The sequence below is a fragment of the Paenibacillus gyeongsangnamensis genome, assembly GCF_027533625.1.
In the GTDB taxonomy this organism is placed as follows: Bacteria; Bacillota; Bacilli; order Paenibacillales; family NBRC-103111; genus Paenibacillus_G; species Paenibacillus_G gyeongsangnamensis.
Genome location: NZ_JAQAGZ010000011.1, coordinates 114,088 through 139,520, shown reverse-complemented (window position 1 = coordinate 139,520; position 25,433 = coordinate 114,088). Strand labels below are relative to the sequence as shown.

The following is a 25,433-nucleotide window of genomic DNA, read 5'->3' as shown; positions in this document are numbered from 1 at the left end:
AATAAAAAGTAAGTATATTATCATAAATAATATACTTACAAAATATATTAAAAATTTAGGAGGAACGATCGTGAGTCAAGTTAAATTAGCCGTTGTGTACTACAGCGCAACAGGAACGAACTACAAGCTGGCCAAAGCCGCTGAAGAAGGAGCCGTTGCGGCAGGGGCCGAGGTTCGCGTCGTGCGGGTGCAGGAGCTTGCTCCGGAAGCAGCCATCGCCTCCAATCCCGCGTGGAAAGCTCACGCCGACGAAACTCATGGCGTCGTCCCGGTCGCTACGCTGGACGATCTGGTTTGGGCGGACGCGATCATCTTCAGTTTCGCGACTCGTTTCGGCGCCATTCCCGCCCAGTTGAAGCAGTTTCTCGATACGACAGGCGGCCTCTGGTTTCAGGGTAAGCTGGTCAACAAAGTCGTTTCGGCTATGAGTAGCGCCCAAAACATGCACGGCGGCCAAGAAGCGTCAATTTTGTCGTTGTATACGACCCTATATCATTGGGGTGCCATCGTAGCAACTCCTGGCTATACCGATCCGATCCAGTTCCAAGCCGGCGGCAATCCATACGGCGTTAGCGCTACTGTGGACCAGCAGGGCAATTTCGACCCGATTGTACTCGAAGCCGCCAAAGTCCAGGCGAGACGCGTCGTTACCGTTGCCTCTTGGGTAAAGCAAGGCATGAATGGGTAAGCTTCCGTCATAGTCTCATCAAGCAAGGCCGCCGCAACAGGAGATTTGAGCTACAAGAAAGGGAACTTTCTTGTAGCTTTTTAATCCTGTTCAGAAAATATAAAATCCGAACGACATTCTTCGCCGATAGAGAGTGGAGTAGAATTCATGGCACATCGCCCGTTCCCGGCGGCAAGTCAAGGATGAGATAACCGAGCTCCCCCCAGTGGCTTCGGCCATGAACATTTTTCTCATTCGGCAAGTCATGATCGCGATTCCGAAGGAATTGTACGAGAGCGCAAGGGTCGACGGCAGCTCGGAGTGGGGAACCTTTCTCCGCATCGCCGTTCCTCTGTCGATGAGCGGCGTCGGCATCGTAGGGCTGCTCACGTTTATGCATTCCTGGAACGATTATTTAAGCCCGCTTATTTTTTTGGTATCCGAACATAAAATGACTCTCTCCGTAGGAATATCGACGATGAATAATCCTTACAAAGAGGACTACGCGACGCCGATCACCGGAGCTTTCCTTATGGCGGTTCCGGTGCTCATATTGCTCAGTATTATCGGGCAGAAAATATTTTGTCAGCGGCTTGGCGGCCGGAGCGGTAAAAGGTTGACCGCTGCAAAAATGCGGAAAAGGCCCGGTTTGCTTATAACAACAGGCCGGGCCTTGATTCGTTGCATTTAATTAAGCAGGGCGCGCCGCCATGCCTCTTCCATCAATTCTTTGAGGACGAGCGATTGCTCCCAACGGTTCGATATTTCCCTGACATTTTGACCGTAATTATCCATAGTGATGGAATATGAAGGGGGACCGAGCTCCGAGACAAACGGAAGCACGTCGCCTGCCCCGGCATCCCGCAACCAATAGCGAATTCCACGTTCCCACCAACGCATAAAATGATGAACCATGGGATGGGTTGCATCCTTACCGATATCGACCTGGATTTGCTCGCCGTTAGAGATGCGCGCATGCAAGGCGGACGTTCGCTCGAGCAGCTTATCGAGGAAAGGCTCAGCCTGATCAGAGCCGTTAACCATTTCGCCTGCAACGACATAATGGGAAAAATCGATTGTTAATCGCAACCCGGCAATCGCACTTACATAATCGACTGTGCGGTGCAAATCTTGGGTAATTCGGCCCCGGTGCGTTTCGACAAAGTAAGGCATTCGCTGCAATGCCGCCTCATGAACCAGATCGTTTAACAGCGAGACAGCTTCATTGCCGATTGTAAAGGAGTCCATTACTTGGGAGTTCACATACTGAACGCCGAATGGTTTGGCTTGTTTGAGAAGCGAGCTCAGGTCCTCCCGACTGGCCGGAAAAGAGTGGATGCCGAAGCTAAACCGATACTGCTCGAGGAGGCGTTGCCAGCGATCCGCTTGCTCGGGCGAAGGGAGCGAGCCAAGTATTCCTGTAAATCCCGCCTCGGCGATCTTCTCGAATTTCTCCTCCATGCTCCATTCCCGAACGCCGTCTCCCAAGCCGTTCATGGCCCACCATGATTGCTGAATATCCAGCCGAGGCGGCTTGGCCGACCCGTCGTTGATACGGTAGAGCGTTTGAACGTTTCCCATATTAATTCACCTCTGTCGGTTTAATTACGATGTTATAGCTTTCTTTGCGTATGTCGCTTGGCGTTTTTCCGGTATGGCGCCTGATGGTGCGGGCAAAATGATATGAGGTTTTGAAACCGGCTTGTTCGGCGATTTCTCCGATATGGAGGCCGGTGCTTCTTATCAGCGCCAAGCCTTGCTTGACCCTGTACAGCCACAAGTACTGGATAGGAGACATTCCTTCATCCCGCCGAAATAATCTTATCAGGTGTTCGGGAGTCTTCTGCACGGCTCTGGCTATGTTCTCCAGGGACAAATCCTGCGAAAACTGCTTGTGTATCATTTCCTTGGCAAGCAACACTGCCGGATGCTTGGTTTCATTCGCGTTCAAACGCTCGCATTCGGCTATATACAGCAGTATAGCGGATCTCCCCAACGATTTCATGATTTCTTCATCCGGTGACCCTCCGCTGTTCAATAAGGAATAGATGATGTCGGTAAGCGAGTTCATTTTATCCGAAAGCGGGATCGAGAAGGGAAGCTCATCCAGCTGCTTCAGGCAGGCAGAGTCCATCGTTTCTACCCCGACTGCAATCCATCGATGCCACGTTTCCCGCTTTTCATCGAAGAAAAAATGCTCGTTGCGTCCCGATTTGAGAAGAGCTACGTTGCCGCTTTGGACGGTATGCCTTTCTTCATCGATGTTCACGAGCATCGATCCGGTATGCATCAGAACGAGCTGAAGATCCTGCTGTATTCGCGGACCGTACGTTCCGCCCGGTCCATAAACGACCGTCCCTGAAGTAGCACTGGTAACAAGAGGCGGAATATAATCCGCCTTTATCTTTGTTTCCATTTCCAACCCCACCCTTGTATAAACTGTCTTGCAGCCTATTATACAAGAGATATTTTGCGCTTTAAATCTTCCCTTTCGATGGTAGAGTCGTGACGAATATAATGGCATACATAGGAACGTCTCCACCGCTCGGAGCGGTTTCGCGTAGAAGAATGAATCAACAGGCTGTCAAATAGGAGCACGTCCCCTTTGTTAAGCACTACAGGTATTTCGCGGGTCAGATCGATACCTTCCACCTCGTCCGTCCAGGCTTCGTGCTCTTGCAAATTTTTTACGGCTCCATGGGGCAACAGACCAAGCTTATGAGTTCCTGGAATGACCCATAAGCAGCCGTTTTCTTCGTTGGTGTATTCCATTGCAACCCATGCTGCGGTTAATGTATTAGGCTCATTACGGATGTAATAGTAATCCTGATGTGCAGCTTGCCCCGGGGAGCCGGGTTCTTTATAAAAGTACATGCTCTGAACGCCGCATGCCTCGTTTCCCAACACCTGGGCAAGTGCGCCGCGAACGACGGGAAGCTTCATCATTTGCAAGGAAAAACCGTCGTGGAGATGAGGGTTGAACAAGCGAACGGAGAAACGGTCTTGATCGCTGGCCTGCTCCTTTCCTTTTCTTGGCTTTGCCCAATCCGCTATAACGTCCGCAGACCGTATGGAGTGAATGTGGGCGTTGAACGCATCGATCAGGTCATTGCTACAGCCGCCTTTGATTATCAGATAGCCGTCCTTGTGGTACGTTCTCACTTGCTCCTCGCTAAGCGGCGTGAGCCTTGTCGACTGTATGGGAATTCCCATAGTTATATCCTCCCAGTGTATAAAATTATGATTGAATAGCGTTTATATTCCCATTCTAAGTGACGTAGTGGTTCTTTTAAATGCACGAGTCCTATTCTTTTTGTATCCCAAATTGATATTTGCTACTATGCCTGCCGTGAACGATGGCGGGAAAGCGGCGGGAAGGGTTCCGACGCTGCGTCCTATGGATGCGGGTCTCTTGTCGCATGGATGGATATGGAAATTCTTAAAGCTCCTACTTCGTATCTATTTCAGGGGGACAACCAGAATAGAATCTGATTTTTAAAATATGATAATTAATATGCTTGAAAGTGAATCATATTTCGGAAGGAGTGAGTATGCATGTCTTGGAAAACGCTTACGACTCTCGTTTTGATCGGTGTGCTGCTGTTTTCCACAGCGGGCTGCTCCTGGCAGAACAGCCAGACAGATCCCGGCGGGAAGGTCACTTTGACGCTCTGGTACTGGAATCGATCGATTGACGATGAGCTGTTGAAGCGGGTAGAGAAGCAGTTTCCCCATATTCATTTGAAGGCCGAGAAAATCGGAGGTGACTTTAAAGCTAAACTGATGTCGGCGTTTGCGGCAGGCTCCGGAGCACCGGATATCGTGGGATTGAACTCATGGATTGCCAATTTCTTTCCCAATAAGGAGCAGTTTGTCAATTTGTATGATCTGGGGAGCAAAGAGCTGGAGTCCTCATACCTGGATTGGAAATGGAAGCAGACGATTACGCCGGGCGGCAATTACCAAATCGCACTTCCTATGGACTCCGGACCGACAGCACTATTCTATCGGGCGGATCTGTTTCAGCAGGCCGGCCTGCCCACGGATCCGAAGGAAGTCAGCGCGAAGCTGAAAACCTGGGACGATTACATCGCTGCAGGGCAACAATTGAAAACGGCGTTCCAGAATAAAGTGTACATGTTTGATAATATTAGCACGGTATTTACCCAAATGCTGGCCCAAAGCGATAAAGCTTACTTCGACCTGCAGGATCATTATATCGGCGACCAGTCCCATATGAGAAAGGCCTGGGAAGCGGCGGCTAAAGTGAATCAGCTGGGCCTCAGCGCAAAAATCAATCAGTGGACTCCCGAATGGAACGCAGCCATGAACAACGGAGCTGTCGCCTCGTTCGTGGGAGCCGTGTGGATGAAACAGGTCCTTCAGGACGCAGCCAAGGATACTTCCGGCAAATGGAAAATTGCGCGGGCGCCGGGCGGAGACGGGAACAGCGGCGGTTCTTTTATCGGGATCACCAAACAGTCGAAGCATCCGAAGGAAGCGTTTGAGGTCATAAAATGGCTTGAGAATCCTGAAAATCAGTTAAATTCGCTCGGAACCATGAACCTTTTTCCTTCTACGCCGAGCATTTACGGTGATCCGAAAATGTCCCAAGCGGAGAAGTTTTTTGGGAACCAGCAAACCAATGAAATTTTCATTGAATCGGCAAAGCATGTGAAAGATCAGTACTCGGGTCCAAAATTTTCAATAGCCGACAGCATTATCAAGGAAGAAGTTTCCAATATGGAGACGCAAAATAAGCCGCTGGAAGAAGCCTGGAACGATGCCATTAAGCGTGTAAATAAGGAACTGCTTCTTTATTAACGGCTGATGCCGATTAGGATAGCTAAAGGAGGGATTCCAATGAACGAATTAATGACGGGCGTCTCTACCGCAAAGCCTGCGGGGAAAACGGGGCTTTGGCGGGAAATTGTGAAAAATCGCGGATTATACTTGTTTATATCACCGTTTTACATTCTTTTCTCCGTTTTCGGACTGTTTCCGATCCTGTTTTCCTTTTATCTAGCCTTTAATAAATGGGACGGCATTGGAAAAATCCAGTTTACCGGTTTGAATCAATTTCGATACCTGTTAACTGACGCCCAGTTTTGGAAGGCCATCCGCAACACATTGGAAATTTGGGTATATTCCACAATCCCTATGCTGATTCTAGCCCTGCTCATTGCATTTCTATTGAATGCTTCCTTTCTGCGGTTCCGTACCTTTTACCGGATTGCCTTCTTCCTGCCCAATGTAACGTCGATTGTTGCGGTTGCCATCGTTTTCGGAACGCTGTTCGGCAATAAGTACGGTTTTCTCAACTATATCCTGACCTCCTTGGGAGCGGAACCTGTTCAGTGGCTTAATTCGGCTGTAGGCATCAAATGGGCCATCGCCTCCATGGTGATATGGCGTTGGACGGGATATAACGCCATTATTTACTTGGCCGGACTGCAGAGCATCCCTACCGTACTATACGAAGCGGCGCGGATCGACGGGGCCAATACGTGGCAAACTTTCACGAGAATTACAGTTCCTCTTGTCCGGCCCATCATTTTATTTACAGTCATCACTTCCACTATAGGCGGCATGCAAATCTTTACGGAATCACAGGTCTTAACCGGTAACAGCGGGGGGCCGGGTGGGGCCGGGATGACGATCGTATTATATTTGTACCAGCTGGCTTTCGTCAAATACTTATTCGGTTACGCTTCCACCGTAGCCTGGGGATTGTTTGTGATCATTGCTGCATTCTCGTACTTGAATTACATCTTAGTTCAAAAGCCAGGTGCAAAATAAGGAGGGAGGAAAAAGCATGGTTGGTCAAAATCCTTTAAAAAAGCTCTTGCTGCATCTGGCGCTGCTAATAGTCGTCGTGCTGTCCATCTTTCCGTTCTATTGGCTCACCGTTATGGCTACCCGTACTACAAGCGAAATTTATCGCTTTCCCCCTGAACTCACATTCGGCGGAGAGCTGATCAAGAATATCCGTAATGTCATAAGCCATATCGATTTTTTCGGTTCCTTCTTCAATACCTTGTTTGTAGCCGTTACTTCCACATTATTAGTGCTTTTCTTCTGCTCCTTAGCCGGCTTTGCGTTTGCGAAGTTTGAATTTCCCGGTAAAAAAATATTGTTTACGCTCATGCTGCTTACCATGATGATCCCGCATCAACTATCGCTTATTCCCTCCTTTATGATTATGCAAAAGCTCGGTTGGGTCGGCTCGTTCAAAGCGCTGATCGTCCCCGGGATGGCCAGTGCCTTTGGCATCTTCTGGATGAGACAGTACGCCACCGGTGCAGTGCACGACGAACTGCTCAGTGCAGGGCGGATCGACGGCTGCGGGCTTTTCCGGCTGTACTGGAACGTGGCGCTGCCGATATTGAGACCCGCGCTCGCTTTTCTGGGCATATTCAGCTTTATCGGCTCGTGGAACGATTATATGTGGCCGCTTGTAATCTTAACCGACCCGGCAAAATATACGCTGCAGGTGACGCTTTCTCAGCTGAACGGCATTTACAATACCGATTACGCTATGGTCATGGCCGGAACCTTAATGGCTACGCTGCCATTGATTGTTATCTTTTTGATGGCCAGCCGCCAATTCATCTCGGATATAGCCGCCGGAGCGATCAAAGATTAGTAAAGAGTATTACGTTGGAGGCGTAGAGAAAGGATAAGCAGACTGGGACTCCTAGAAACCTATGGAGTCCCAGTCATGTGCCTGAGGCAGGGCTTGCGGATGTAGGAGGACGCTCTTGAACGCAAACTCAATAAGGAAACTGCGAAGAATACCCGCTAAATTGCTGATGGGCCTGCTGGAGTTTTTGTTGCTCCTCGGCCTCAAGTTTATACCAGCCGTTTTGAAACATCAGGTTATACAGCTCGCGTGCGCTGTGATGCGTTTCCGTCAAAATTTGGAGCATGTCGGCATGAAGCTGTTCGTGGCTGGCTTCGCGGACAGCAATATTCAGGCTGTCGGTTAAGTATTTGCACGTAGCGAGACCGTCGTTCAGAAAATCACGGTCGTTCATCTCCGGTCCTTTGACTTGCGGCAGTTGTCCGGACTGCGGATTGGCAATTTGATTATGACTTTGAGCTTGCTGCGTTTGCATCGATTGAATCTCCTTTACTGTGATGCCTGCTGCGTCTGTTGCGGACGAGGCAGGCTGGCCATTGCGGTATTGTTGTCCACTTGCAGATGGGTAAGAAGTTTTTGGTAATGACGCTGATGCATTTGACCCGCTTTATCAAGCGCTTGCTTGATTTGTGGACTTTTCGCCTGTTGGGCGAAGAAATGAAATTTCTTATATGCCTCTAACTCCCAAGATAAAGCGTCTTTCAAGTAGAGCAGATCTTTCGTTGTAATGACACGCGGCGGAACCGGAATCGGTACTTGGGCTTGCTGAGCCGGAGGATTCATTGTGATCGCCATAAGGAAGCTCCTTTCGTTGTTCCGTACTCATCATAGGATTGTACAATAAAGGACCGAATATGCTTTGGAATGCATCAAAATCTTTGGACCCGATATACTAGCGGCTCTTTTTGCATTAAAACCTGGGGAATTGCATGCTCAATGACTGTTTGGGAAAACTAGTCAAGGTCGGATATTCACATCGGGAATCCTCGATTCTGACAGTCATTTATTTGGAAAAGAGTTGATTTATTAAAGCTATGGTACAGATTACGCCAGAGGTCAAAACGACACAGCCGGTGAATGCGAATCTACCCAAATCAACCCAAAGCCTTAACGTATCCCGATTCCTAATTGATCAGTTGGCATCTTGGGGAGTTAAACGAATCTTCGGGGTCATCGGTGATGCTACTTTATTTTTATTGGACGAGTTGGCAAAGCAGAATAGAATACAATATATTGCCTGCGCACATGAGTGCGGAGCCGCTTTAATGGCTTCGGCGGAAGCGAAACTGACGGGTAGGATTGGTGTTTGTCTTGCCACCAGCGGGCCGGGGATTGCTAACCTGCTGAACGGTTTGGGGGACGCATCTATGGACGGCGCAGGGGTGCTTGCGATTACCGGACAGGTGGAAACGAAGAAAATCGGCACAAGCACGAAGCAGTATATTAATCAACAGCGATTGATCAGCCCTATCGCCGAGCAGACGGAGCTGCTGACACACCCGGACGCATTACCGGACTTATTGCAAAAAGCGCTGATCAATGCTCAAGTGATGGGAAAAGTAACTCATCTTTCTATTCCGAAAGATTTGTTTCAGCAGCAGGTTCAAGGTGAAATTTATACTTACAACGCCCACCTGCATCAAACGCTTATGACTCCCGTAGAGCATATCCAAGAAACCGTCAATATGTTGAAAAGCTCCCAAAAACCCGTGTTTTTGCTTGGACGCGGTGTTAAAAATTCAGCCAGTTCGGTACGAGAGCTGGCAGAGAAGCTGCCCGCGGCGGTCATTACTACAATGCCGGCCAGATCACTGTTTCCAAATGATCATCCATTATTTGCCGGGGGATTGGGAGAGGCGGGGAGCGAGGCGGCAAGCCTGCTGCTGGCGGAAAGCGATTTGATTCTCATCCTGGGCGGCACCTGGTGGCCGGATGATTATATCCCAAACCATTTGCCGATTGTACAGATGGATAAGGTACCGGCGCAGATCGGATTGGGCAGAGTTGTAAAAAAAGGTATTGTTGGCGATTTGCAAATGGTGGTTCCGCAGTTGTTAAAGGAATTTAAGTCCGATTCGTCCATTCGTACGGATTGGGAAAAACGGATTGCTGAAGTTAGGGGCACCTGGAAACAGCAAATTGAGAAGGAGGCTGATAGCGAAGGAACGCCTATCCCGCCTCAGCGTGTCATCAAGGCAATTGCTGACTACGTTGATCCGGATGCTGTTATTGCTCTCGATACAGGTGATCATACAATTTGGTTCAACCGGATTTTTCAAGCAAAACGGCAGGATATTCTGGTCTCCGGGCGTTGGCGTACGATGGGTTTCGGACTACCCGCAGCGATAGCCGCTCAGTTGGAATTTCCGCTCCGCCAGGTGGTAGCCGTTGTCGGAGACGGCGGCGTTCTGCAAACAATGATGGAATTTATTACCGCCGTACGGTACCAGCTTCCTGTAATTGTTATTGTGATGAATAACGGTTCATATGCGATGGAGAAAAACCGGATGGAGGTCAGCGGATTAAACACGATGGGAAGTGAACTTGGCTGCCCGGACTTTGCCATGATCGCTCAATCTTGCGGAGGTCGGGGACTTAAGGCAGACAACGCACAGCAGTTTGAGGAATTACTGCGTCTGGCATTGCAGCAGCGCAAACCGACAATCATCGATGTCAAAACCGCTGACACGTTAGTGCCTCATACGAAAATATAATACAAGCTTCAAAAGGAACCATGGGCTTTTTATGAGGAAATATTTGGTTTCACTAAATACTTATCTGATAAAATGGAATTTTCAAAAAATAAAATTTACAAAATTTCCCCAAGGTGATAAAATACAATGAGTTAGAAAGCGTTTACAAATTAATTGAAAACGGTTACTAATAAGGTGCAGGAATGGAGCTCGATATCATGTCAGTGCTTATCGGCGCAACAGGATATTATTTGGACCAATCGGAAACGGGCAACCTCGGTTCGATCGGCTCGCTTGGACGCGATATGGCCGTTATGTCCTACGATTATACGAGGTCGTTGGAAAGCGCCGGCGCCATTCCTATCATGCTTCCGGTACTAGAGGATAAGAAGCGGATCGAGACGCTTCTGGACCGCCTTGATGGCTTGCTGCTGACAGGAGGCAGCGATGTCAGCCCCCTTCTTTACGGAGAACGGCCAAAAGCAAATCTCGGCAAGCTGTCGACGGAGAGAGATTCGTTCGAGCTCGCGCTGCTCGACTGCGCGTTACGCCGAGATATGCCGGTTTTCTGTATTTGCAGAGGCTTGCAAATGTTAAATGTAGCGCTTGGAGGAAGCTTGTATCAGGATTTGGTGACCGATCTGGGGGCAGAGCATTTTCATTCGCATAAACAGTTTCGCAAGTGGCAGGCTACCCATACCGTGCAGATCGACAAAGATTCGAAGCTGTACCAGATGTCGGGGGTCGAACAATTGGGGGTGAATTCCTATCATCATCAAGCGATAAAAGCGCTCGGCGAACATTTGAAAGTAAGCGCTTTATCGGAAGATCACATCATTGAGGCGGTGGAATCGACCTATCATCGGTTTGTCGTTGCCGTTCAATGGCATCCGGAAATGATGTCCGAGAAAGATAAGCTTCAACAGTCTTTGTTCGACCGGTTTGTTTCCTATGTTCGTACACAAGGTCTCACTTCTTAAATAAGCAGGGGGCTGTAGATGAATGACTTCAAGATTATTGGAAATTAATGACCTGAAAACCCATTTCATCATGGACCGGGGGGAAATTCCTGCCGTTGACGGAGTGGACCTGTACATAAAAGAAGGTGAAGTTCTTGGGATTGTGGGGGAATCGGGTTGTGGTAAAAGTGTGACCTCCCTTTCCATCATGAGGCTAATCCCGGAACCTCCGGGCAAGATTGTTGGAGGAACGATCCGTTTTTTTGGAGAGGATTTGGTGAAAGCCAAAGAGAAACGGATGAAGGCTTTGCGCGGCAATGAAATATCGATGATTTTTCAAGAACCGATGACTTCTCTCAATCCTTTATTGACCATAGGTAAGCAGGTTGCGGAAACGATCAAAATTCACCTTCGCGTCAGCCGAAAGAGGGCGCGCGAGTTAGCGATCGATATGCTGAAAAAAGTAGGCATTCCGCGGGCGGAAGCGATTATGGACGAGTACCCGCATCAATTGTCGGGAGGCATGAGGCAGAGAGTCATGATTGCCATGGCGCTCAGCTGCGAACCGAAGCTGCTGATTGCCGACGAGCCGACTACGGCGCTGGATGTAACGATCCAAGCCCAAATATTGGATCTGATGAAAAAACTAAACAAAGATACTGGAACGGCTATCATGTTGATTACCCATGATTTGGGGGTCGTCGCGGAAATGTGCAACCGGGTGGTTGTCATGTATGCGGGCAAGGTGGTCGAAGAAGGAAACGTCTTTCAAATTTTTAAAAATCCGAGGCACCCCTATACAAAAGGCTTAATCCAATCCATTCCGAGAATGGATACGGAAAACGAGACTTTGTATTCGATTCCGGGTAACGTGCCTATGCCGGGAGCAATTAAAGAAGGCTGCCGGTTTGCTCCCAGGTGCGATTGGGCAACCGACCGATGCCGCATCGAGCTGCCTGAATTAGTCGAGATGGAGTCAGGTCACAGCAGCCGCTGCTGGATGAATCGATAAGGGGTGATGAAGTGAGTCCGAATCTTTTGGAAGTGCAAGGCTTGAAGACGTATTTTCCGATCAAGACCGGCTTGCTGCAGCGGGAAAGCGGAAGCGTAAAAGCCGTTGATGATCTGTCGTTTTTCGTGAAAAAAGGGGAAACGTTCGGGCTTGTAGGCGAAAGCGGCTGCGGGAAGTCGACAACCGGCCGATCATTATTGAGGTTGATCGAGCCTACAAACGGAAAAGTGATGTTTGACGGGCAAGACATTACGTCAATGTCCGAAAAAGAGCTCAGGAGAATCCGTAAAGATATGCAGATCGTCTTTCAGGATCCCTTTGCTTCTTTAAACCCGAGGCATACGGTTCGTAAAATATTGGAAGAACCGTTTATCGTCCACGGTATCGGCAGTAAAGAAGATCGGCTTGACCGCGTTCTGAAGCTGATGGAACATGTCGGCCTGAACCCTTCGCAGCTGAATCGTTATCCTCACCAATTTTCGGGAGGACAGCGGCAAAGAATCGTCATTGCAAGAGCACTTGCCCTAAACCCCAAGCTTATTGTGGCCGATGAGCCAGTATCCGCCCTCGACGTATCCATCCAGTCACAAATTCTTAACCTGCTCAAACAATTGCAGCGCCAATTCCAGCTTACTTTTATTTTTATCGCTCACGATCTTAGTGTAGTCAAACATTTTTGCGATCGCGTTGCCGTTATGTATTTGGGTCGTATCGTAGAGCTAGCCGAGAAGCGCGAACTGTATTCGAACCCGAAGCATCCGTATACGCAGGCGCTCCTTTCTGCGGTTCCTGTTCCGGACCCGTTTGTGAAGAGCGAAAGAATCATTTTGGAAGGCGATGTCCCGAATCCGGCGAAGGCGCCGCAGGGCTGCGCGTTTCATACCCGTTGTCCTTCCGCTTCGGAACGGTGCAGGACGGAACGGCCTGGACTGCTTCAGCTCAGCGAACAGCATCAAGTCGCGTGCCATCTCTACTCCTGATCTCTTTGGTCCGGGTAGGATCACATATTTTATTAGAAAATAAAACGTGGAGGTTCATTTTCTATGAAGAAATGGGCAAAGCTCGGAATGATGTGCGTTCTAGCCATGTCGTTTACGCTAGCCGGGTGTACAAGCGGCGGAGACAAAAAGGGAGATCAGAAAGCGGGGGAAACGCCAAAGCAAGAGACCAAGCAGGAGGCTCCTAAAAAAGTGCAGGATACCCTTATCGTAGGACGCGGGGGTGATTCGGCATCGCTGGATCCGTCTATTGTAACGGATGGGGAATCGATAAAGATTGCGCAACAGGTATTTGACAAGCTGCTGGAATATAAGCCGGGCACTACGGAAGTCCAGGCGGGACTGGCGGAAAGCTGGAAAGTATCCAGCGATGGGCTTCAATATACATTTACGCTGAGAAAAGGCGTAAAATTCCATGACGGAACCGACTTCAACGCGGATGCCGTCGTATTTAACTTCAACCGTTGGAGCGACCCGAAGAGCCCTTATAAATTCCAGGGCGATTCCTTCGACTATTACACCTCCATGTTTGGAGCCGATGACAAGCGAGTTATTAAAGAGGTAAAAGCCATTGATCCGAATACGGTTCAGTTCACGCTGAACAAGCCTTCAGCCCCGTTCCTGCAAAACGTTGCCATGCCAGCGTTCAGTATCGGCAGCCCGAAGGCGATTCAAGAGAAAAAAGAAAAGTTCAAATCAGAGCCGGTCGGAACGGGCCCGTTCGTATTTAAAGAGTGGAAGCGCAACGATTCCATTACTCTGGAGAAAAACCCGAATTATTGGAAGCAAGGCTTACCGAAGCTGAACAAAGTCATTGTTCGTGCGATTCCGGATAACTCGGCCCGTTTTACGGCTTTGCAAAACGGCGAGCTTGACCTTATTGAAGGCATAAACGCGGACGATCTGAAGACGCTGGAGGGCAATAAGAACTTGCAAAAGGTGATTCGTCCTTCGTTCAACGTCGGTTACTTCGGTTTTGTGACGACCAAAAAGCCGTTCGACGATCCGAAGGTGCGTGTAGCACTGAGCTACGCCGTTAACAAGAAAGCCATTATTTCCGCTTTCTTCGGGGGATTGGCAGAGCCGGCCACCAACCCGATGCCTCCTTCCTTGTGGGGATATAACAAAGACGTTCAAGACTATCCTTACGATTTGGAGAAAGCCAAGTCGCTTTTGAAGGAGGCCGGCTACCCGAACGGATTGCCTGGTGAATATGTGTTCTATGCGATGCCTGTTTCCCGTCCGTACATGCAGGATGCTAAAAAGGTGGCGGAAGCCATTCAAGCGGACTTTGCCAAAATCGGCGTAAAAACGAAAATTTCTTCTCCGGAATGGGCGACGTATTTAGATGATGTGAAAAAAGGCGAGAAGGACGATCTGTTCTTGCTTGGCTGGACCGGAGATAACGGAGACCCCGACAACTTCCTGTACAACCAATTGGATAAAGACAACATTGGCGGCAACAACCGCAGCCGCTATTCCAACGACGAGGTCCACAGCCTGCTCATCGAAGCGCAGTCCGCAACGGATAAAGCAAAACGCGAGGATTTGTACAAAAAAGCGCAGGTTATTATGAAGAAGGACGCCCCATGGATTCCGCTTGTTCACTCTACGCCGTTGCTTGGAGCAAAAGCCAATGTGGCCGGCTTCGTACCGTCTCCGACCGGCTCGGAAGCCTATACGGAGGTTTACTTCAAGTAACTTGACAGTGGAGGGCGGCATATGTTCGGCTGCCGCTCTTTTTTTAAAAGAAAGCGGGGGATCAACATCGTAAACTACATCATTAGGCGGCTGCTGCAATTGATTCCCGTATTAATCGGGATGACCATCATTGTGTTTGGCATCATTCATGCGATTCCTGGCGATCCTGCGGAAATTATTTTAGGAGAAAAGGCGAGCGTTGAATCCGTAAAAGCATTAAGGAATGAGCTCGGCCTGAATGAGCCGGCCTATGTCCAGTACTATGAATATATGAAAAAGCTGGTTTCCGGAGATTTAGGAAACTCGATCCGCACGAGAGAAGCGATTTCTAAGGAAATTTTTCCATACATGGCTGCCACGCTGGAGTTGACGCTAGTTAGTATGCTGTTTGCCGTATTCCTGGGGATTAATGTCGGGATATTCAGTGCGCTCAAGCAAAACTCATGGTTTGATTATGCAGGAATGTTAGTGGCCCTGGTTGGCGTCTCCATGCCGGTGTTTTGGCTCGGATTAATGGAGCAATGGGCGTTTGCGTTGAAGCTGCAGTGGCTTCCTTCTATCGGCCGTATGGATGTGAGGGATCCGATCGAGGCGGTCACGAACATTTACATGATCGACGCCTTACTCGCCGGAAGCTGGGATCAATTTTGGACGGTTTTAAAGCATTTGATCTTACCGGGCATTGCGCTCGGCACGATTCCTATGGCTATTATCGCCCGAATGACCCGTTCCGCCATGCTGGAGGTGCTGCGTTCCGATTTTATCCGTACAGCCAGAGCAAAAGGATTGTCGCAGTTTTTCATTATTTATAATCATGCTTTTCGGAATGCGTTTATCCCGGTTCTGACGGTTATCGGCTTGCAAACCGGCCACCTTTTAGGCGGAGCGGTGTTGACGGAAACCATTTTCGCTTGGCCGGGAGTGGGACGATATATTTTTGACGCGATTAGTTCCAGAGATTATCCTGTCATTCAATCGGGAATTTTAGTGATTGCACTCATTTTTGTTTTGATTAATTTGGTCGTCGATTTGCTCTACGCGGCGATAGATCCTAGAATCAGCTATAAATAAGGGGGGAATGGCATGCCGCAATTGGCAACAAACGTGAAATTGAGCAATGAAGCAGCCGAGCGTACGTCAAACCCCTTGTATGATACGTGGAGAAGCTTTGCCAAAAATAAGCTGGCAATAACCGGGCTGATCATTTTGTTCCTATTTATCATTATCGCCATCATCGCTCCATTCATCACTCATTATGATTATAAAGAGCCCGTTTTGTTGGACCGATTGCAGCCGCCTGGAGCAGCTCATTGGTTCGGTACGGACGATCTGGGCAGGGACGTGTTTGCAAGGGTTGTGTACGGTTCGCGTATTTCATTATGGGTCGGTACGGTATCCATTGTTTTTTCCATTGCGGCTGGAACCATGTTGGGCATTTTGGCCGGTTTTTATGGGAAATGGGTGGATATGGCCATCTCCCGCTTTTTTGATATTTTGCTCGCATTTCCAGGAATTCTTCTTGCTATTGCGATTGTCGCTGCTTTGGGGCCGTCTTTACAAAATGCGCTGCTCGCCATTGCCATTGTGAATATCCCTGTGTTCGGTCGGCTAGTGCGCGCCAAAGTGCTCAGCTTAAGAGCCGAGGAATATATTATGGCTGCAAAGGCTTTAGGAATGAAAGATTCGCGAATTTTATTCCAGCATATTTTGCCGAACAGCCTCACTCCGATCATCGTACAAGGGACGCTTAGCATTGCGCACGCGATTCTGGAATGTGCCGCTTTAGGATTTTTAGGTTTGGGGGCACAGCCCCCCGAACCGGAGTGGGGAAAAATGCTGTCAGATTCGAGGCAGTTTATTCAACACGGATTCTGGACGTTGTTTTTCCCGGGACTATCCATCATGCTGACGGTATTGGGATTTAACCTCCTCGGCGACGGGCTGCGCGATGCACTCGATCCCAAGATGAAGCAGTAGCGTTTGTGGAATTATAGCTTTTAAATAATGGCGAACATTACTTCAAGGCATGTTGACACCGTCAGCATGCTTTTTTTATTTATTGATTTATCTTTAACGAAATGGTCAATGATGTTATGTAGAGCCTGTTTTCTTTGGTGTTATCTACATGAACGGATTGGCAGGGGAATGATTTGCAGATCAAAGTAATTACGTTTAATATTCACCATGGAAAAGGGATAGATGGAAAACTGAACCTGAACCGAATAGCGGAAGCTGTAGAAGAAAGTGAAGCGGATTTCATCGCTCTCAATGAAGTCGACAGATTCTTTTCAAAAAGAAGCGATTACGCGGATCAAGTATCATGGCTAGCGGAACGGTTGAAGATGAATTCGGCCTTTGGAGCAGCGATCTCATTAAAACCAAAGAACAGTGACGCAAAAAGAGAGTATGGGAACGCCCTGTTATCCCGTTACCCGATCGTATCGGTGAAAAACCATCTTATGGACTCCGGTATAATCGAAGGCCGGGTTTTGCTGGAAACTGACGTACTTATGAAGGAGATAAGTCTCAGAATGTATGTCACTCATCTTAGTCTGAATCCGCTAAGCCGTAAAAAACAAATTGATTTTATTGCGGATAAGATTACGGAGGATCGCCCGCCCGTTATTATCGCAGGAAATTGGAATATGAAACCCGGAGGTAAAGCATGGAGAAAAATATCGGGGATTCTTAAGGATTGTTACGCGACTGCAAGTACCCCTTGTCATACGTTTCCATCGCTAAGGCCCGTAATGAAAATCGATTACATATTCACCAGTCGGAATATTCATGTCGCTTCTGTAGAGGTCATCAAAAAGATTCCGGCAGCCTCGGATCATTTACCGTTAATAGCGACATTAATCCTAAACTGATGCGATTTGGCGGGATGGATGACAGAAACGCCTACGGAACGATAGAATGGAGTAGTATGGCCAATATATTGAGTAAAGGAAGTGGATGGCAGATGGCTAAGTTGACACCTTATTTTTATTCCGAGGATGCCAGAGCGCAGGCACAGTTCTATGTGCAAGCACTGGGAGGGGAAATTCACAATCAGATGACGTATGGACAAGCCCCTGGTACTGATGAAGCGATGAAGGACAAAATCATTCATATGGCATTCACCGCGGCAGGCGTAAACTTCTTCATCGCCGACACCATGCACGAGCCGCCGGGACGCAGCACCGGCTTTGACCTGAACCTCGAGTTCAAAACGGATGAGGAAGCTCAGCAAGCGTTCGCCAAGCTATCGGAAGGCGGCAGAGTGATTATGGCGCTAGAAAAGCAATTCTGGGGCAGCCTGTTTGGCCGTCTGGAAGACAAGTTCGGCATCAAATGGCAGATCAGTACGGAAGCACAAGGGAATCAGGGATAAGTTTGGGTTTGGTGATTTGGTAGGCAGGGTGGCCCTACGAGCGACATCTTCGTTTTTGAGATGCCGGCGGTAGGGCTTTTTTGTTGTGTAAATGATACGCTGCTTCAGCATTCCTGCTAAATGAGCGGCAAAAAGATTGTAAACGCAGTTCCTTGTCCAATGATACTTTCCACTTGGATCTTGCCGTCATGGCCGGTCACGATTTTATGACAATACGACAATCCGATCCCCCAGTTGTTTACGGAAGATTTCGTTGTGAAAAAAGGGTCGAAGATCGAATCCAAGTGCTCCTCCAGTACCCCGGGACCGTTATCCGAAATGCGAATAATCCCCCATCCGTTCTGCTCGGCGGTTTCCACTTTAATAATCCCGTCCTCTTGATAGGCCATAGAATCCATTGCATTTTCCAGCAAGTTAAAGATGGCTTCGGCTAAATGGTGCAGATCCATATAAGCAAGGGATTGCACGCGTCCGGAAATCATACGAATGTCTATCTTGCTCTCTCGCGGATTGAGTAAAGCCAAGGCTTGTTTCACAGGCCGATCCAAAGCATGCGGCTGGAGATTCAATTGGATATTTTTCAGTTTATCGGCGGCTTCATTGATGCTTCCCATGGAGGAGTCGCACGATTGGAGTATAAGATCAAGGCTGTATATCGAATCCTTGTCTTGCGCATGACGCTCTTTCAAATATTCAGCTTCGGACCTGATGGCAAGCAGGTGGTTTTTTAATGCATGTGTAAAGGCTCGAGCACCCAGCGTAGCGGTATCGATGCTTTTTTTAATTTGAATGTCCTTGTTTTTGCGGTAGTTTTCGATGGAATTGTATTTGTATATGACGGCGATCATGAACGTTAAAGCCAAATACACGGCGTAAGGTAAAATCAATAAAACCATCGGATTTGATCCGAGAGGCGGCTGAAGATAGTTATAGTAGCCCTCCAAATATGTCGCCTTGACCAAATTTTTCGGGGCCCACCAGAAAAGCAGGATATGAATGATGATAACGGGAATGAGTCCCAATATATTCAATAACGTCAGGTTTTTAATAAATTTGATTTTGGGGTATTTGAGATAATCGTTGATAAGAATGATGAAAGCGATCGCTATCGTGATAAATCTTATGCCTCTCAAAGTCCGATCCACAATATCGAAATTCAGTCCAAAGGGCATCCGGTTTTGCCATGCAATGTTGAATAAAGGATCATAAGCGATCAATTCAAAAATGAAAAGGAAGGTAACGGCTGAATAAAACATACGCTGCGCTTTGGGTTTCGGCCCTTGGGCAAGAGAAACGATAAAGCATAGCATCGAGCATTGGAACAGAATAACCCCGTCGTTGAACATGCGAATCAACAGATTCGGATTGAACTTCGTCAGCACGAGATAATTCCATGTTCCGGGGCTGAAGTTGAAAAACGAATAAATGATATTGTAATAATAATTAAATTTGCTTAAGTAAAGGGTAAACGAAACAAAGGACAGAATCCATCCGATAATGATGCCATACATGAACCGGGTCGAAATGTTGTTCAGTTTTTTATACGTAAACAGGATGGAGAAGGTAAGAAACAACAGGCTTATGAAGATCATGGCTGCACCCTCTTAGCTAAAAAGCGGAATATAGAATAGATCACTATAAAGCGCATTCAAATCATAACAAATGCGATTCAAGTTTGCAAAATGAATTCTGATCGGCAGGGGGAATAAAACATTCCCCTTTTTTTGCGTTGAATTTTGCAAGTACAATAAAGTTAGCTATGCTGATTCAAGCGGGAACAGAGGCAATGGATGAAGCCTCAAGGTGCGGAAGTGCAGATTTCGCATATGCGTAGAACAAAACCCGCCTATATACACTCGACCTGCGCTTTGCTTAAATAAAATATTGATCGTGATTAAAACGGGCGGACGCCTGACGCAAAGAAGAATTCGGCAATTTTGAGAAAAGGGGGAACGGTGATGGTCATATTCAGTTTTGAAAGCGGTATCCCGGCATGCTTTTCATGCGATGGGCAATCCCGATTGTCGATCAGCGACCGTCATTATAAAGACGGGGCATCCAGCCTGCAGTGGGAATACGGGGAGGCTTCGTTCATTACGTTGAAGCAGCCGATCGGCTACCGTCCGTTTCAAGAAGGAGCGAAAAACCAGGCGCGCGACTCGTTCGCCGTTTGGATTTATAATCCGGCGCCGCATGGCGGGAAGCTTGCGTTCGAATTCGGCCGAGGCGGGCAAACCGTCGATTGCTCGTTTGAATTTGAACTGAATTTCCGCGGATGGCGGGCCGCATGGGTCGCTTACGAACGCGACATGGGGGGGACGCCGCATCCGGATATGGATACGCTGACGCTGCGCATGCCGAAGGGAGCGGAGCCCGGCACTTTGTTCATCGACCAGCTGATGCTGAACACGCCGATCGATCCGCGTTTCCATACGCGGGATTTCCAGGTTCCGTTCGTAAACACGGGCGCGGACGTTTCCGCCAATGCGCATTGGCTTGCGTTGTATGCTTTCGAGCAGCTGAAGCCGCTGCGGGCGGTACCGGTGGCCGTGACCTCGGAGCAATCGGTGGCGCATGCGCGAATGAACGAACGGTTCGAGGCTCTTTTTTACGAAAAAAGCGCCGTTACCGTAACGCAGGAAGATGTCGAAAGCCTCCGGCGCCGTTTTGCCGAGTATGGGATCGTGCGCAGCGGGGATTCCATTATGGGACGGCCGGTCGAGCTGCCGTTCTTCGACCATTACCCGCAGCCGCTGAAGGAGGAGCTGAAATCGCTCTCTAGCGGGGTTCAGCTTAGCGAAATAACCCGTTTTCTAATGAAAACGGCAGTCATCTTCCGGTCCTCTGAGCGGGAGGAGCAGCAAGCCGAGCTGCAGGCGATGTTCCTGGATGCGCTCGACCATTTGGACGACCAGGGGTGGACGTACGGCAGCTCGCAAGGGACCGTGCATCATTTCGGCTACAACTTCCGCGACTATTATCCGGCCGTCTTCCTGATGAGAGACGTGCTGAAGGCGGCGGGAAGACTGGAGAGGACGCAGCGGACGATGCGCTGGTACAGCGGAGCCGGCCGCATTCATACGCCGCTTGCCGAAGTGGAAGGCAATATCGATATCTTCAATACGACGCTGCACGGGATGATAGCCAGCTTGCTGATCATGGACGAAACGGCGGAAAAGGTGCGGGAACTGGAAGCGTTCCGCGATTGGCTCAGCCAATCGCTGCTGCCGGCTCCAGGCCTGCGCGCAGCTTATAAAATCGACGGCTCCGCCTATCATCACGTGAACCACTATCCGGCCTATGCGGTCGGAGGCTTTCAAGGCGTGACACCGGTGATGTACGTGCTGAGCGGAACACCTTACCGCGTAGGGGAACAAGCGCATGAAACCATACGCAAGGCGCTGCTCGCGATGCGGCTGTACAGCAACAAGCGCGAATGGCTGCTCAGCTTAGCCGCTCGTCACCCGACCGGCAAATGGGCGCTGGATCCGGAGCCTTTCGGCTTTCTGGCGCAGTCCGGCACATCTGACGGTACCGGGGCGATTGACGAAGAGGCTGCCGCCGCTTACCTGCGGCTGCTGGGGCCGGACGAGCGTACGGAAGCCGCGCGGCGTTTTGAAGAGGCGGGCATTGTCCCGGAACCGGATCCGAGCGGCCATTGGACGATGAACTATGCGGCACTGGCCATTCACCGACGCGGCTCGTGGCTTGCCGGCATGCGCGGGCACAGCCGCTATTTATGGGCGAACGAAACGTACGTGAACGCCAATTTGTACGGCCGCTACATTACGCATGGGCATCTTCAGATCATGAGCCAAGGCGAGCCGGTCAATAACGAGGATAGCGGCTACCATCACGACGGATGGGATTGGAACCGGTGGCCCGGGACGACAACCGTGCATAAGCCGATAGCGGAGCTGCGTTCGGATGTCCGCAATGTCGACACGTTCAGCGGCTTCGAAGAAATGCTTCTTTCCGATGAAACGTACGCCGGCGGGCTCCATCTGGAAAACCGCAACGGGATGTTCGCGATGAAACTGCACGAGCATCCGAAATACGAAGGAAGCCACCGCGCCCGCAAATCGGCGTTCTTCTTCGACGACCGGATCGTCTGTCTCGGTACCGGCATCGAAAACGATAACGGCGCATGCCCGACCGAAACGACGCTGTTTCAAAACCATTTGACCGCTCCCGACCATCCGATCTGGGTGAACAGTACAGAGCCGATAGCCGTATTCGGTTATTTCCAAAGAATACAATTAACCAAGCCTGCGTGGATAGTAGACAATAAGAGGAACGGGTACTACGTGGCGGCCGGACAAACGCTTTCCATTTCCAAAGAAACGCAGCATTCCAAGCATCAAGCGACGGACGCCGATACGTACGGTGATTTTGCCGCGGCGTGGCTGGAGCACGGGACTGCACCCAAGGATGGCAGCTACGAATACGCCATTCTGGTCGGGGCGGACCGCGAGCGCATGCTTGCCTTTTATAAACATATGCAAGCACCGGAAACGGCTGCTTATCGCGTATTGCGCCAAGACCGTGCGGCGCATGTCGTCCGGGACGCGGAGAGCCGTACTACCGCCTATGCGCTTTTTGAAGCGGACGATCCCATAGATACCGGACATCTGGTCGCAGTCGACAATCCGTCGATGGTCATGATCCGGGAAGACGGCGACAGGCTGATCATCAGTGCGGTCAACCCCGATCTGCGTCTGTACGCGGGAATCGAAGCGGATCAATATGATGAGCATGGCGTACGGAAGGAAGTCAGCGTCTATTCGCGCAAATGGGTGCATCGGGCAAGCATGGCCCATACGATGCGTATCACGTTGAAGGGGCAATGGATGAAGCAAGCGGCGGCAGACGGCTTCAGCGTCATTGCGGGCGAGGCGGGGAACACCGTCATCGAGCTGACGTGCAAGGACGCGATGCCGCGCGAGTTCGCGCTGGTAAAAGCTGCAATGAACTAACATCATGAACGAAGCGGGAGGCGATTGGATGAAATCCGCGATGAACCGGCTTCCGATCTTTTATCGATATCTTTTGTCCTATCTTGCGCTGTTCTTGCTGCCGCTGCTCTTTTTGGGGACGACCGGTTATTACCAGCTGGCCGATATCGTCGGCGGCGAGGTGGAGAGAAACAATCGGGCGTTGCTAAATAAGCTGCAAGACGAGGTGGATCGCAAGCTCATATTGATGAACCGCATCGCAGGTCAATTATCGGGTGCTCCCGAGCTGTCTCCTTACGAGCTGACGAATAACATGTTCAACCTCTATCAAGGAAAAAAGGTGTTGGAAAGCAAAGTCGTCGACGATAGCATCCGGGAGATCGCCTTGCATATTCGCGGCACCGACTATTTGATTTCGTCCTTGAGCATTTACAAGGTAAATCAATTCGTCGGCGGATTTTACCGGTATACCGACTGGACGGCACAGCAGTTTAACGACGATTTGAACAACCTGACAACTCCTCTGCTGCGGCCGGCGGAAGAAGTCAAAATCGACGGGTTGCCCGATCAGAGGCTTGTCACCTACGTTGTGCCGATTCCGATCAACAGCCTGCATCCGTACGGCACGGTCCTGTTCGTGCTGAAGGAAGACGCGCTGCTTAAAGGGCTCAATCTCGAATTGTCGATGCCAAGCGGCAACGCACTGGTGTTTGACCGGAAGGGGCGTGTATTGTCAGCGCAAAAGCAGGCGGACTATTTGAAGGACCCCGCTTTTTACAGCGAAATCGTTGGTGACGACACGTCCTATCGGGTGAAGACGATTCAACAAACGAAATATGCGGTTTCGTTCCAGAAATCGGACAAAAGCGGGCTTACCTATGTGACGATGCTGCCCGAGTCTTTCCTAGTGGCACCGATCGACCGAGCGATATGGCAGTGGGTGAGCCGGATGGCGGTCATTTTTCTCGCCGGCTGTGCGCTTGTCTACTTGCTCGCGGTATTTAACTATAATCCAGTCAAAAGGCTGGCGCTGCTTGTCGAGGCGATTCGGGGGCACTCGATCCGCAAAGCGAATGAATTCGAAGCGATCGGCAGGGTCATTCACGATATGGCCGATTCGAATCGGAGCCTTGGCCGCAAGCTGGAGGAAAACCGTTCCGCCATCAAGGAGCACTTGCTCGGCAGCCTGCTGAAGGGCGAGTTTGAATCGATAGACGCTTTCAATGAACGGGGGAAAGAGGTAGGCCTCTTCCTGCCTTTTGAGGAAACCGCCGTGCTGATTCTGGAGTTTCCCGCTTCCCTCGCACAGCTTAAACATAATCTGATCGAGGAAACGGAGCGGCAGCTCGGGGATGACGTGTCCGGGTATTGCAAAGATAATCTGGAAGAGCGGGGGACGATATTCATCCTGTCGGTCGGTTGTTCGCCGGACGTTTGGAGATGTTGGCTGGATCGGCTGCACGAGCATTTGACCGCAGCCTTCCAGGCGCGAATCGCAATGGGCGTCGGCAACCGCTATGCGAAACTTGCGCAAGTGGGCCGTTCCTATCTGGAAGCGTCTACAGCGATTGATTACAAGCTGATCAAAGGCAATCAGCGGCCGATTTTTTTCGACGAACAGATGGCGCACGACCATGCGGATATTCTGAACCCGCGGAGGGTACTGGAGGATCTGGATATCGTGCTGCAGCACGGGAACGCCGGGCGCATCGCCGACACTGTCCATCAAATCGCGATGCGAATAAAGCAGAGCGGGCTAACGCTTTTTATCGCACGGGAGCTGAGCTACGACATGATCCGGAAGTTCACCGCTTTCATGGAGAAACGGAGCCCCGGCAGCGCAAACGGCAGCTTCCCCGACGTGCTCTCGCTCACCGAATCTACGACACTGGATGAAATCGCTGATCTGCTGACAACCGCCTGTGCAACGTTATGCGATTCACTGGGAGCGCGGAAGCCTGATTCGTCCTCCGCTTCGATCGAACTTATTATGCAATACATTTCGCAGCATTACGGCGAATACGATTTCTCCGTGCAGAAGATCGCCGATCATTTCTCGCTGTCTCTATCTTATTTGAGCCGGTATTTCAAGGAGCAGACAGGCCGAACGGTAATGGACTATATGAATGAGATCCGGATCGATCAAGCCAAGAGGCTGCTGCGAATGAACGATGGCTCAGTGAAAGACATCGTCCAGCAGATCGGCTACTATGACGTATCCAGCTTTATCCGCAAGTTCAAGCAGTCGGTCGGTGTCACGCCCGGCGAATACCGCAAGCAGCACCGGTAATATGCGCTCCTCCTCGGGGGGAGCGCATTATTGCGCAAAATCGGCATATCCGGCATGTCAATTTTGACCGATTCCTCGCCAGACGGAGGAGAATAATCATTTTCGCATATCCAGAGTGGCGATTTCGCTTATATACGCTGCA

Annotated in this window: 23 protein-coding genes; 16 read left to right on the top strand and 7 right to left on the bottom strand. The window is 49.8% G+C overall.

Features of this window, described 5'->3' with window-relative positions:
* Positions 1–70: 70 nt before the first annotated feature.
* Positions 71–688: an NAD(P)H:quinone oxidoreductase type IV gene (gene wrbA / locus O9H85_RS17945; protein ID WP_269882798.1), complete on the top strand. Its 618-nt coding sequence runs from the start codon at positions 71–73 to the stop codon at positions 686–688.
* Positions 689–833: 145 nt separating this feature from the next.
* Here wrbA and O9H85_RS37790 read toward each other — a convergent pair whose 3' ends face one another.
* On the bottom strand, positions 834–929 hold the full coding sequence (locus O9H85_RS37790) for a P-loop NTPase (protein ID WP_409348160.1): 96 nt from the start codon (positions 927–929) through the stop codon (positions 834–836).
* Between O9H85_RS37790 and O9H85_RS17940 the strand changes: the two genes are divergently transcribed.
* Entirely contained in the window at positions 906–1,358 is a 453-nt protein-coding gene (locus tag O9H85_RS17940) for a carbohydrate ABC transporter permease (protein WP_269882797.1), read from the top strand. The genes O9H85_RS37790 and O9H85_RS17940 overlap by 24 nt on opposite strands.
* On the opposite strand, the gene O9H85_RS17935 is transcribed toward O9H85_RS17940, so the two are convergent.
* The 3 genes from O9H85_RS17935 to O9H85_RS17925 are packed head-to-tail and all read right to left on the bottom strand — an operon-like array spanning position 1,355 to position 3,880.
* Positions 1,355–2,248 (bottom strand): sugar phosphate isomerase/epimerase family protein, encoded by an 894-nt coding sequence (locus O9H85_RS17935; RefSeq protein ID WP_269882796.1) that lies wholly within the window; start codon positions 2,246–2,248, stop codon positions 1,355–1,357. The genes O9H85_RS17940 and O9H85_RS17935 overlap by 4 nt on opposite strands.
* A 1-nt stretch (position 2,249) precedes the next feature.
* Positions 2,250–3,083 carry an AraC family transcriptional regulator gene (locus O9H85_RS17930; RefSeq protein ID WP_269882795.1) on the bottom strand — a complete coding sequence of 278 codons (834 nt, stop codon included), beginning with the start codon at positions 3,081–3,083 and terminating at the stop codon, positions 2,250–2,252.
* 38 nt (positions 3,084–3,121) lie between these two features.
* On the bottom strand, positions 3,122–3,880 hold the full coding sequence (locus O9H85_RS17925) for a phytanoyl-CoA dioxygenase family protein (protein ID WP_269882794.1): 759 nt from the start codon (positions 3,878–3,880) through the stop codon (positions 3,122–3,124).
* A gap of 342 nt (positions 3,881–4,222) precedes the next feature.
* Here O9H85_RS17925 and O9H85_RS17920 point away from each other — a divergent pair, with 342 nt between their 5' ends.
* From O9H85_RS17920 to O9H85_RS17910, 3 genes are read left to right on the top strand one after another with little or no spacing between them, the layout of a single operon-like run.
* Positions 4,223–5,491 carry an ABC transporter substrate-binding protein gene (locus O9H85_RS17920; RefSeq protein WP_269882793.1) on the top strand — a complete coding sequence of 423 codons (1,269 nt, stop codon included), beginning with the start codon at positions 4,223–4,225 and terminating at the stop codon, positions 5,489–5,491.
* Positions 5,492–5,530: 39 nt separating this feature from the next.
* On the top strand, positions 5,531–6,466 hold the full coding sequence (locus O9H85_RS17915) for a carbohydrate ABC transporter permease (protein WP_409348159.1): 936 nt from the start codon (positions 5,531–5,533) through the stop codon (positions 6,464–6,466).
* Positions 6,467–6,482: 16 nt separating this feature from the next.
* On the top strand, positions 6,483–7,313 hold the full coding sequence (locus O9H85_RS17910; RefSeq protein ID WP_269882792.1) for a carbohydrate ABC transporter permease: 831 nt from the start codon (positions 6,483–6,485) through the stop codon (positions 7,311–7,313).
* A gap of 127 nt (positions 7,314–7,440) precedes the next feature.
* Here O9H85_RS17910 and O9H85_RS17905 read toward each other — a convergent pair whose 3' ends face one another.
* Entirely contained in the window at positions 7,441–7,785 is a 345-nt protein-coding gene (locus O9H85_RS17905) for a spore coat protein (RefSeq protein WP_269882791.1), read from the bottom strand.
* A 14-nt stretch (positions 7,786–7,799) separates the two neighbouring features.
* Complete coding sequence (locus O9H85_RS17900; protein WP_269882790.1) at positions 7,800–8,105, bottom strand: ferritin-like domain-containing protein; 306 nt, start codon at positions 8,103–8,105, stop codon at positions 7,800–7,802.
* 239 nt (positions 8,106–8,344) lie between these two features.
* Here O9H85_RS17900 and O9H85_RS17895 point away from each other — a divergent pair, with 239 nt between their 5' ends.
* The 9 genes from O9H85_RS17895 to O9H85_RS17855 all read left to right on the top strand — a co-directional run bounded on the left by O9H85_RS17895 (position 8,345) and on the right by O9H85_RS17855 (position 18,046).
* The gene (locus O9H85_RS17895; protein WP_269882789.1) at positions 8,345–10,024 is read left to right on the top strand and encodes a thiamine pyrophosphate-binding protein; all 1,680 of its coding nucleotides are present in this window, start codon (positions 8,345–8,347) and stop codon (positions 10,022–10,024) included.
* 197 nt (positions 10,025–10,221) lie between these two features.
* Entirely contained in the window at positions 10,222–10,983 is a 762-nt protein-coding gene (locus tag O9H85_RS17890) for a gamma-glutamyl-gamma-aminobutyrate hydrolase family protein (RefSeq protein WP_269882788.1), read from the top strand.
* Between the two features lie 22 nt (positions 10,984–11,005).
* Positions 11,006–11,974: an ABC transporter ATP-binding protein gene (locus O9H85_RS17885; RefSeq protein ID WP_269882787.1), complete on the top strand. Its 969-nt coding sequence runs from the start codon at positions 11,006–11,008 to the stop codon at positions 11,972–11,974.
* A gap of 11 nt (positions 11,975–11,985) precedes the next feature.
* Positions 11,986–12,954, top strand: a complete 969-nt coding sequence (locus O9H85_RS17880) for an ABC transporter ATP-binding protein (protein WP_269882786.1) — start codon at positions 11,986–11,988, stop codon at positions 12,952–12,954.
* A gap of 63 nt (positions 12,955–13,017) precedes the next feature.
* Positions 13,018–14,673 carry an ABC transporter substrate-binding protein gene (locus tag O9H85_RS17875; protein WP_269882785.1) on the top strand — a complete coding sequence of 552 codons (1,656 nt, stop codon included), beginning with the start codon at positions 13,018–13,020 and terminating at the stop codon, positions 14,671–14,673.
* 21 nt (positions 14,674–14,694) lie between these two features.
* Positions 14,695–15,744 carry an ABC transporter permease gene (locus O9H85_RS17870; protein ID WP_409348158.1) on the top strand — a complete coding sequence of 350 codons (1,050 nt, stop codon included), beginning with the start codon at positions 14,695–14,697 and terminating at the stop codon, positions 15,742–15,744.
* A 12-nt stretch (positions 15,745–15,756) separates the two neighbouring features.
* A complete protein-coding gene (locus tag O9H85_RS17865) occupies positions 15,757–16,650 on the top strand; it encodes an ABC transporter permease (protein ID WP_269882784.1) in 894 nt (297 codons plus the stop codon).
* Between the two features lie 173 nt (positions 16,651–16,823).
* Complete coding sequence (locus tag O9H85_RS17860) at positions 16,824–17,543, top strand: endonuclease/exonuclease/phosphatase family protein (protein ID WP_269882783.1); 720 nt, start codon at positions 16,824–16,826, stop codon at positions 17,541–17,543.
* A gap of 92 nt (positions 17,544–17,635) precedes the next feature.
* Entirely contained in the window at positions 17,636–18,046 is a 411-nt protein-coding gene (locus O9H85_RS17855; protein ID WP_269882782.1) for a VOC family protein, read from the top strand.
* A gap of 116 nt (positions 18,047–18,162) precedes the next feature.
* Here O9H85_RS17855 and O9H85_RS17850 read toward each other — a convergent pair whose 3' ends face one another.
* On the bottom strand, positions 18,163–19,638 hold the full coding sequence (locus O9H85_RS17850; protein ID WP_269882781.1) for a sensor histidine kinase: 1,476 nt from the start codon (positions 19,636–19,638) through the stop codon (positions 18,163–18,165).
* 366 nt (positions 19,639–20,004) lie between these two features.
* Here O9H85_RS17850 and O9H85_RS17845 point away from each other — a divergent pair, with 366 nt between their 5' ends.
* Entirely contained in the window at positions 20,005–23,022 is a 3,018-nt protein-coding gene (locus O9H85_RS17845) for a chondroitinase family polysaccharide lyase (protein ID WP_269882780.1), read from the top strand.
* A gap of 28 nt (positions 23,023–23,050) precedes the next feature.
* Positions 23,051–25,291 (top strand): helix-turn-helix domain-containing protein, encoded by a 2,241-nt coding sequence (locus O9H85_RS17840; protein WP_269882779.1) that lies wholly within the window; start codon positions 23,051–23,053, stop codon positions 25,289–25,291.
* The last annotated feature ends 142 nt before the right edge of the window (positions 25,292–25,433 follow it).

Coding starts and splice junctions, on each gene's coding strand:
- O9H85_RS17940 (WP_269882797.1), top strand. CDS start 906: ATGAACATTTTTCTCATTCGGCAAGTCATGATCGCGATTCCGAAGGAA.
- O9H85_RS17935 (WP_269882796.1), bottom strand. CDS start 2,248: ATGGGAAACGTTCAAACGCTCTACCGTATCAACGACGGGTCGGCCAAG.
- O9H85_RS17930 (WP_269882795.1), bottom strand. CDS start 3,083: ATGGAAACAAAGATAAAGGCGGATTATATTCCGCCTCTTGTTACCAGT.
- O9H85_RS17925 (WP_269882794.1), bottom strand. CDS start 3,880: ATGGGAATTCCCATACAGTCGACAAGGCTCACGCCGCTTAGCGAGGAG.
- O9H85_RS17920 (WP_269882793.1), top strand. CDS start 4,223: ATGTCTTGGAAAACGCTTACGACTCTCGTTTTGATCGGTGTGCTGCTG.
- O9H85_RS17915 (WP_409348159.1), top strand. CDS start 5,531: ATGAACGAATTAATGACGGGCGTCTCTACCGCAAAGCCTGCGGGGAAA.
- O9H85_RS17910 (WP_269882792.1), top strand. CDS start 6,483: ATGGTTGGTCAAAATCCTTTAAAAAAGCTCTTGCTGCATCTGGCGCTG.
- O9H85_RS17905 (WP_269882791.1), bottom strand. CDS start 7,785: ATGCAAACGCAGCAAGCTCAAAGTCATAATCAAATTGCCAATCCGCAG.
- O9H85_RS17900 (WP_269882790.1), bottom strand. CDS start 8,105: ATGGCGATCACAATGAATCCTCCGGCTCAGCAAGCCCAAGTACCGATT.
- O9H85_RS17895 (WP_269882789.1), top strand. CDS start 8,345: ATGGTACAGATTACGCCAGAGGTCAAAACGACACAGCCGGTGAATGCG.
- O9H85_RS17890 (WP_269882788.1), top strand. CDS start 10,222: ATGTCAGTGCTTATCGGCGCAACAGGATATTATTTGGACCAATCGGAA.
- O9H85_RS17885 (WP_269882787.1), top strand. CDS start 11,006: ATGACTTCAAGATTATTGGAAATTAATGACCTGAAAACCCATTTCATC.
- O9H85_RS17875 (WP_269882785.1), top strand. CDS start 13,018: ATGAAGAAATGGGCAAAGCTCGGAATGATGTGCGTTCTAGCCATGTCG.
- O9H85_RS17870 (WP_409348158.1), top strand. CDS start 14,695: ATGTTCGGCTGCCGCTCTTTTTTTAAAAGAAAGCGGGGGATCAACATC.
- O9H85_RS17865 (WP_269882784.1), top strand. CDS start 15,757: ATGCCGCAATTGGCAACAAACGTGAAATTGAGCAATGAAGCAGCCGAG.
- O9H85_RS17855 (WP_269882782.1), top strand. CDS start 17,636: ATGGCTAAGTTGACACCTTATTTTTATTCCGAGGATGCCAGAGCGCAG.
- O9H85_RS17850 (WP_269882781.1), bottom strand. CDS start 19,638: ATGATCTTCATAAGCCTGTTGTTTCTTACCTTCTCCATCCTGTTTACG.
- O9H85_RS17845 (WP_269882780.1), top strand. CDS start 20,005: ATGGTCATATTCAGTTTTGAAAGCGGTATCCCGGCATGCTTTTCATGC.
- O9H85_RS17840 (WP_269882779.1), top strand. CDS start 23,051: ATGAAATCCGCGATGAACCGGCTTCCGATCTTTTATCGATATCTTTTG.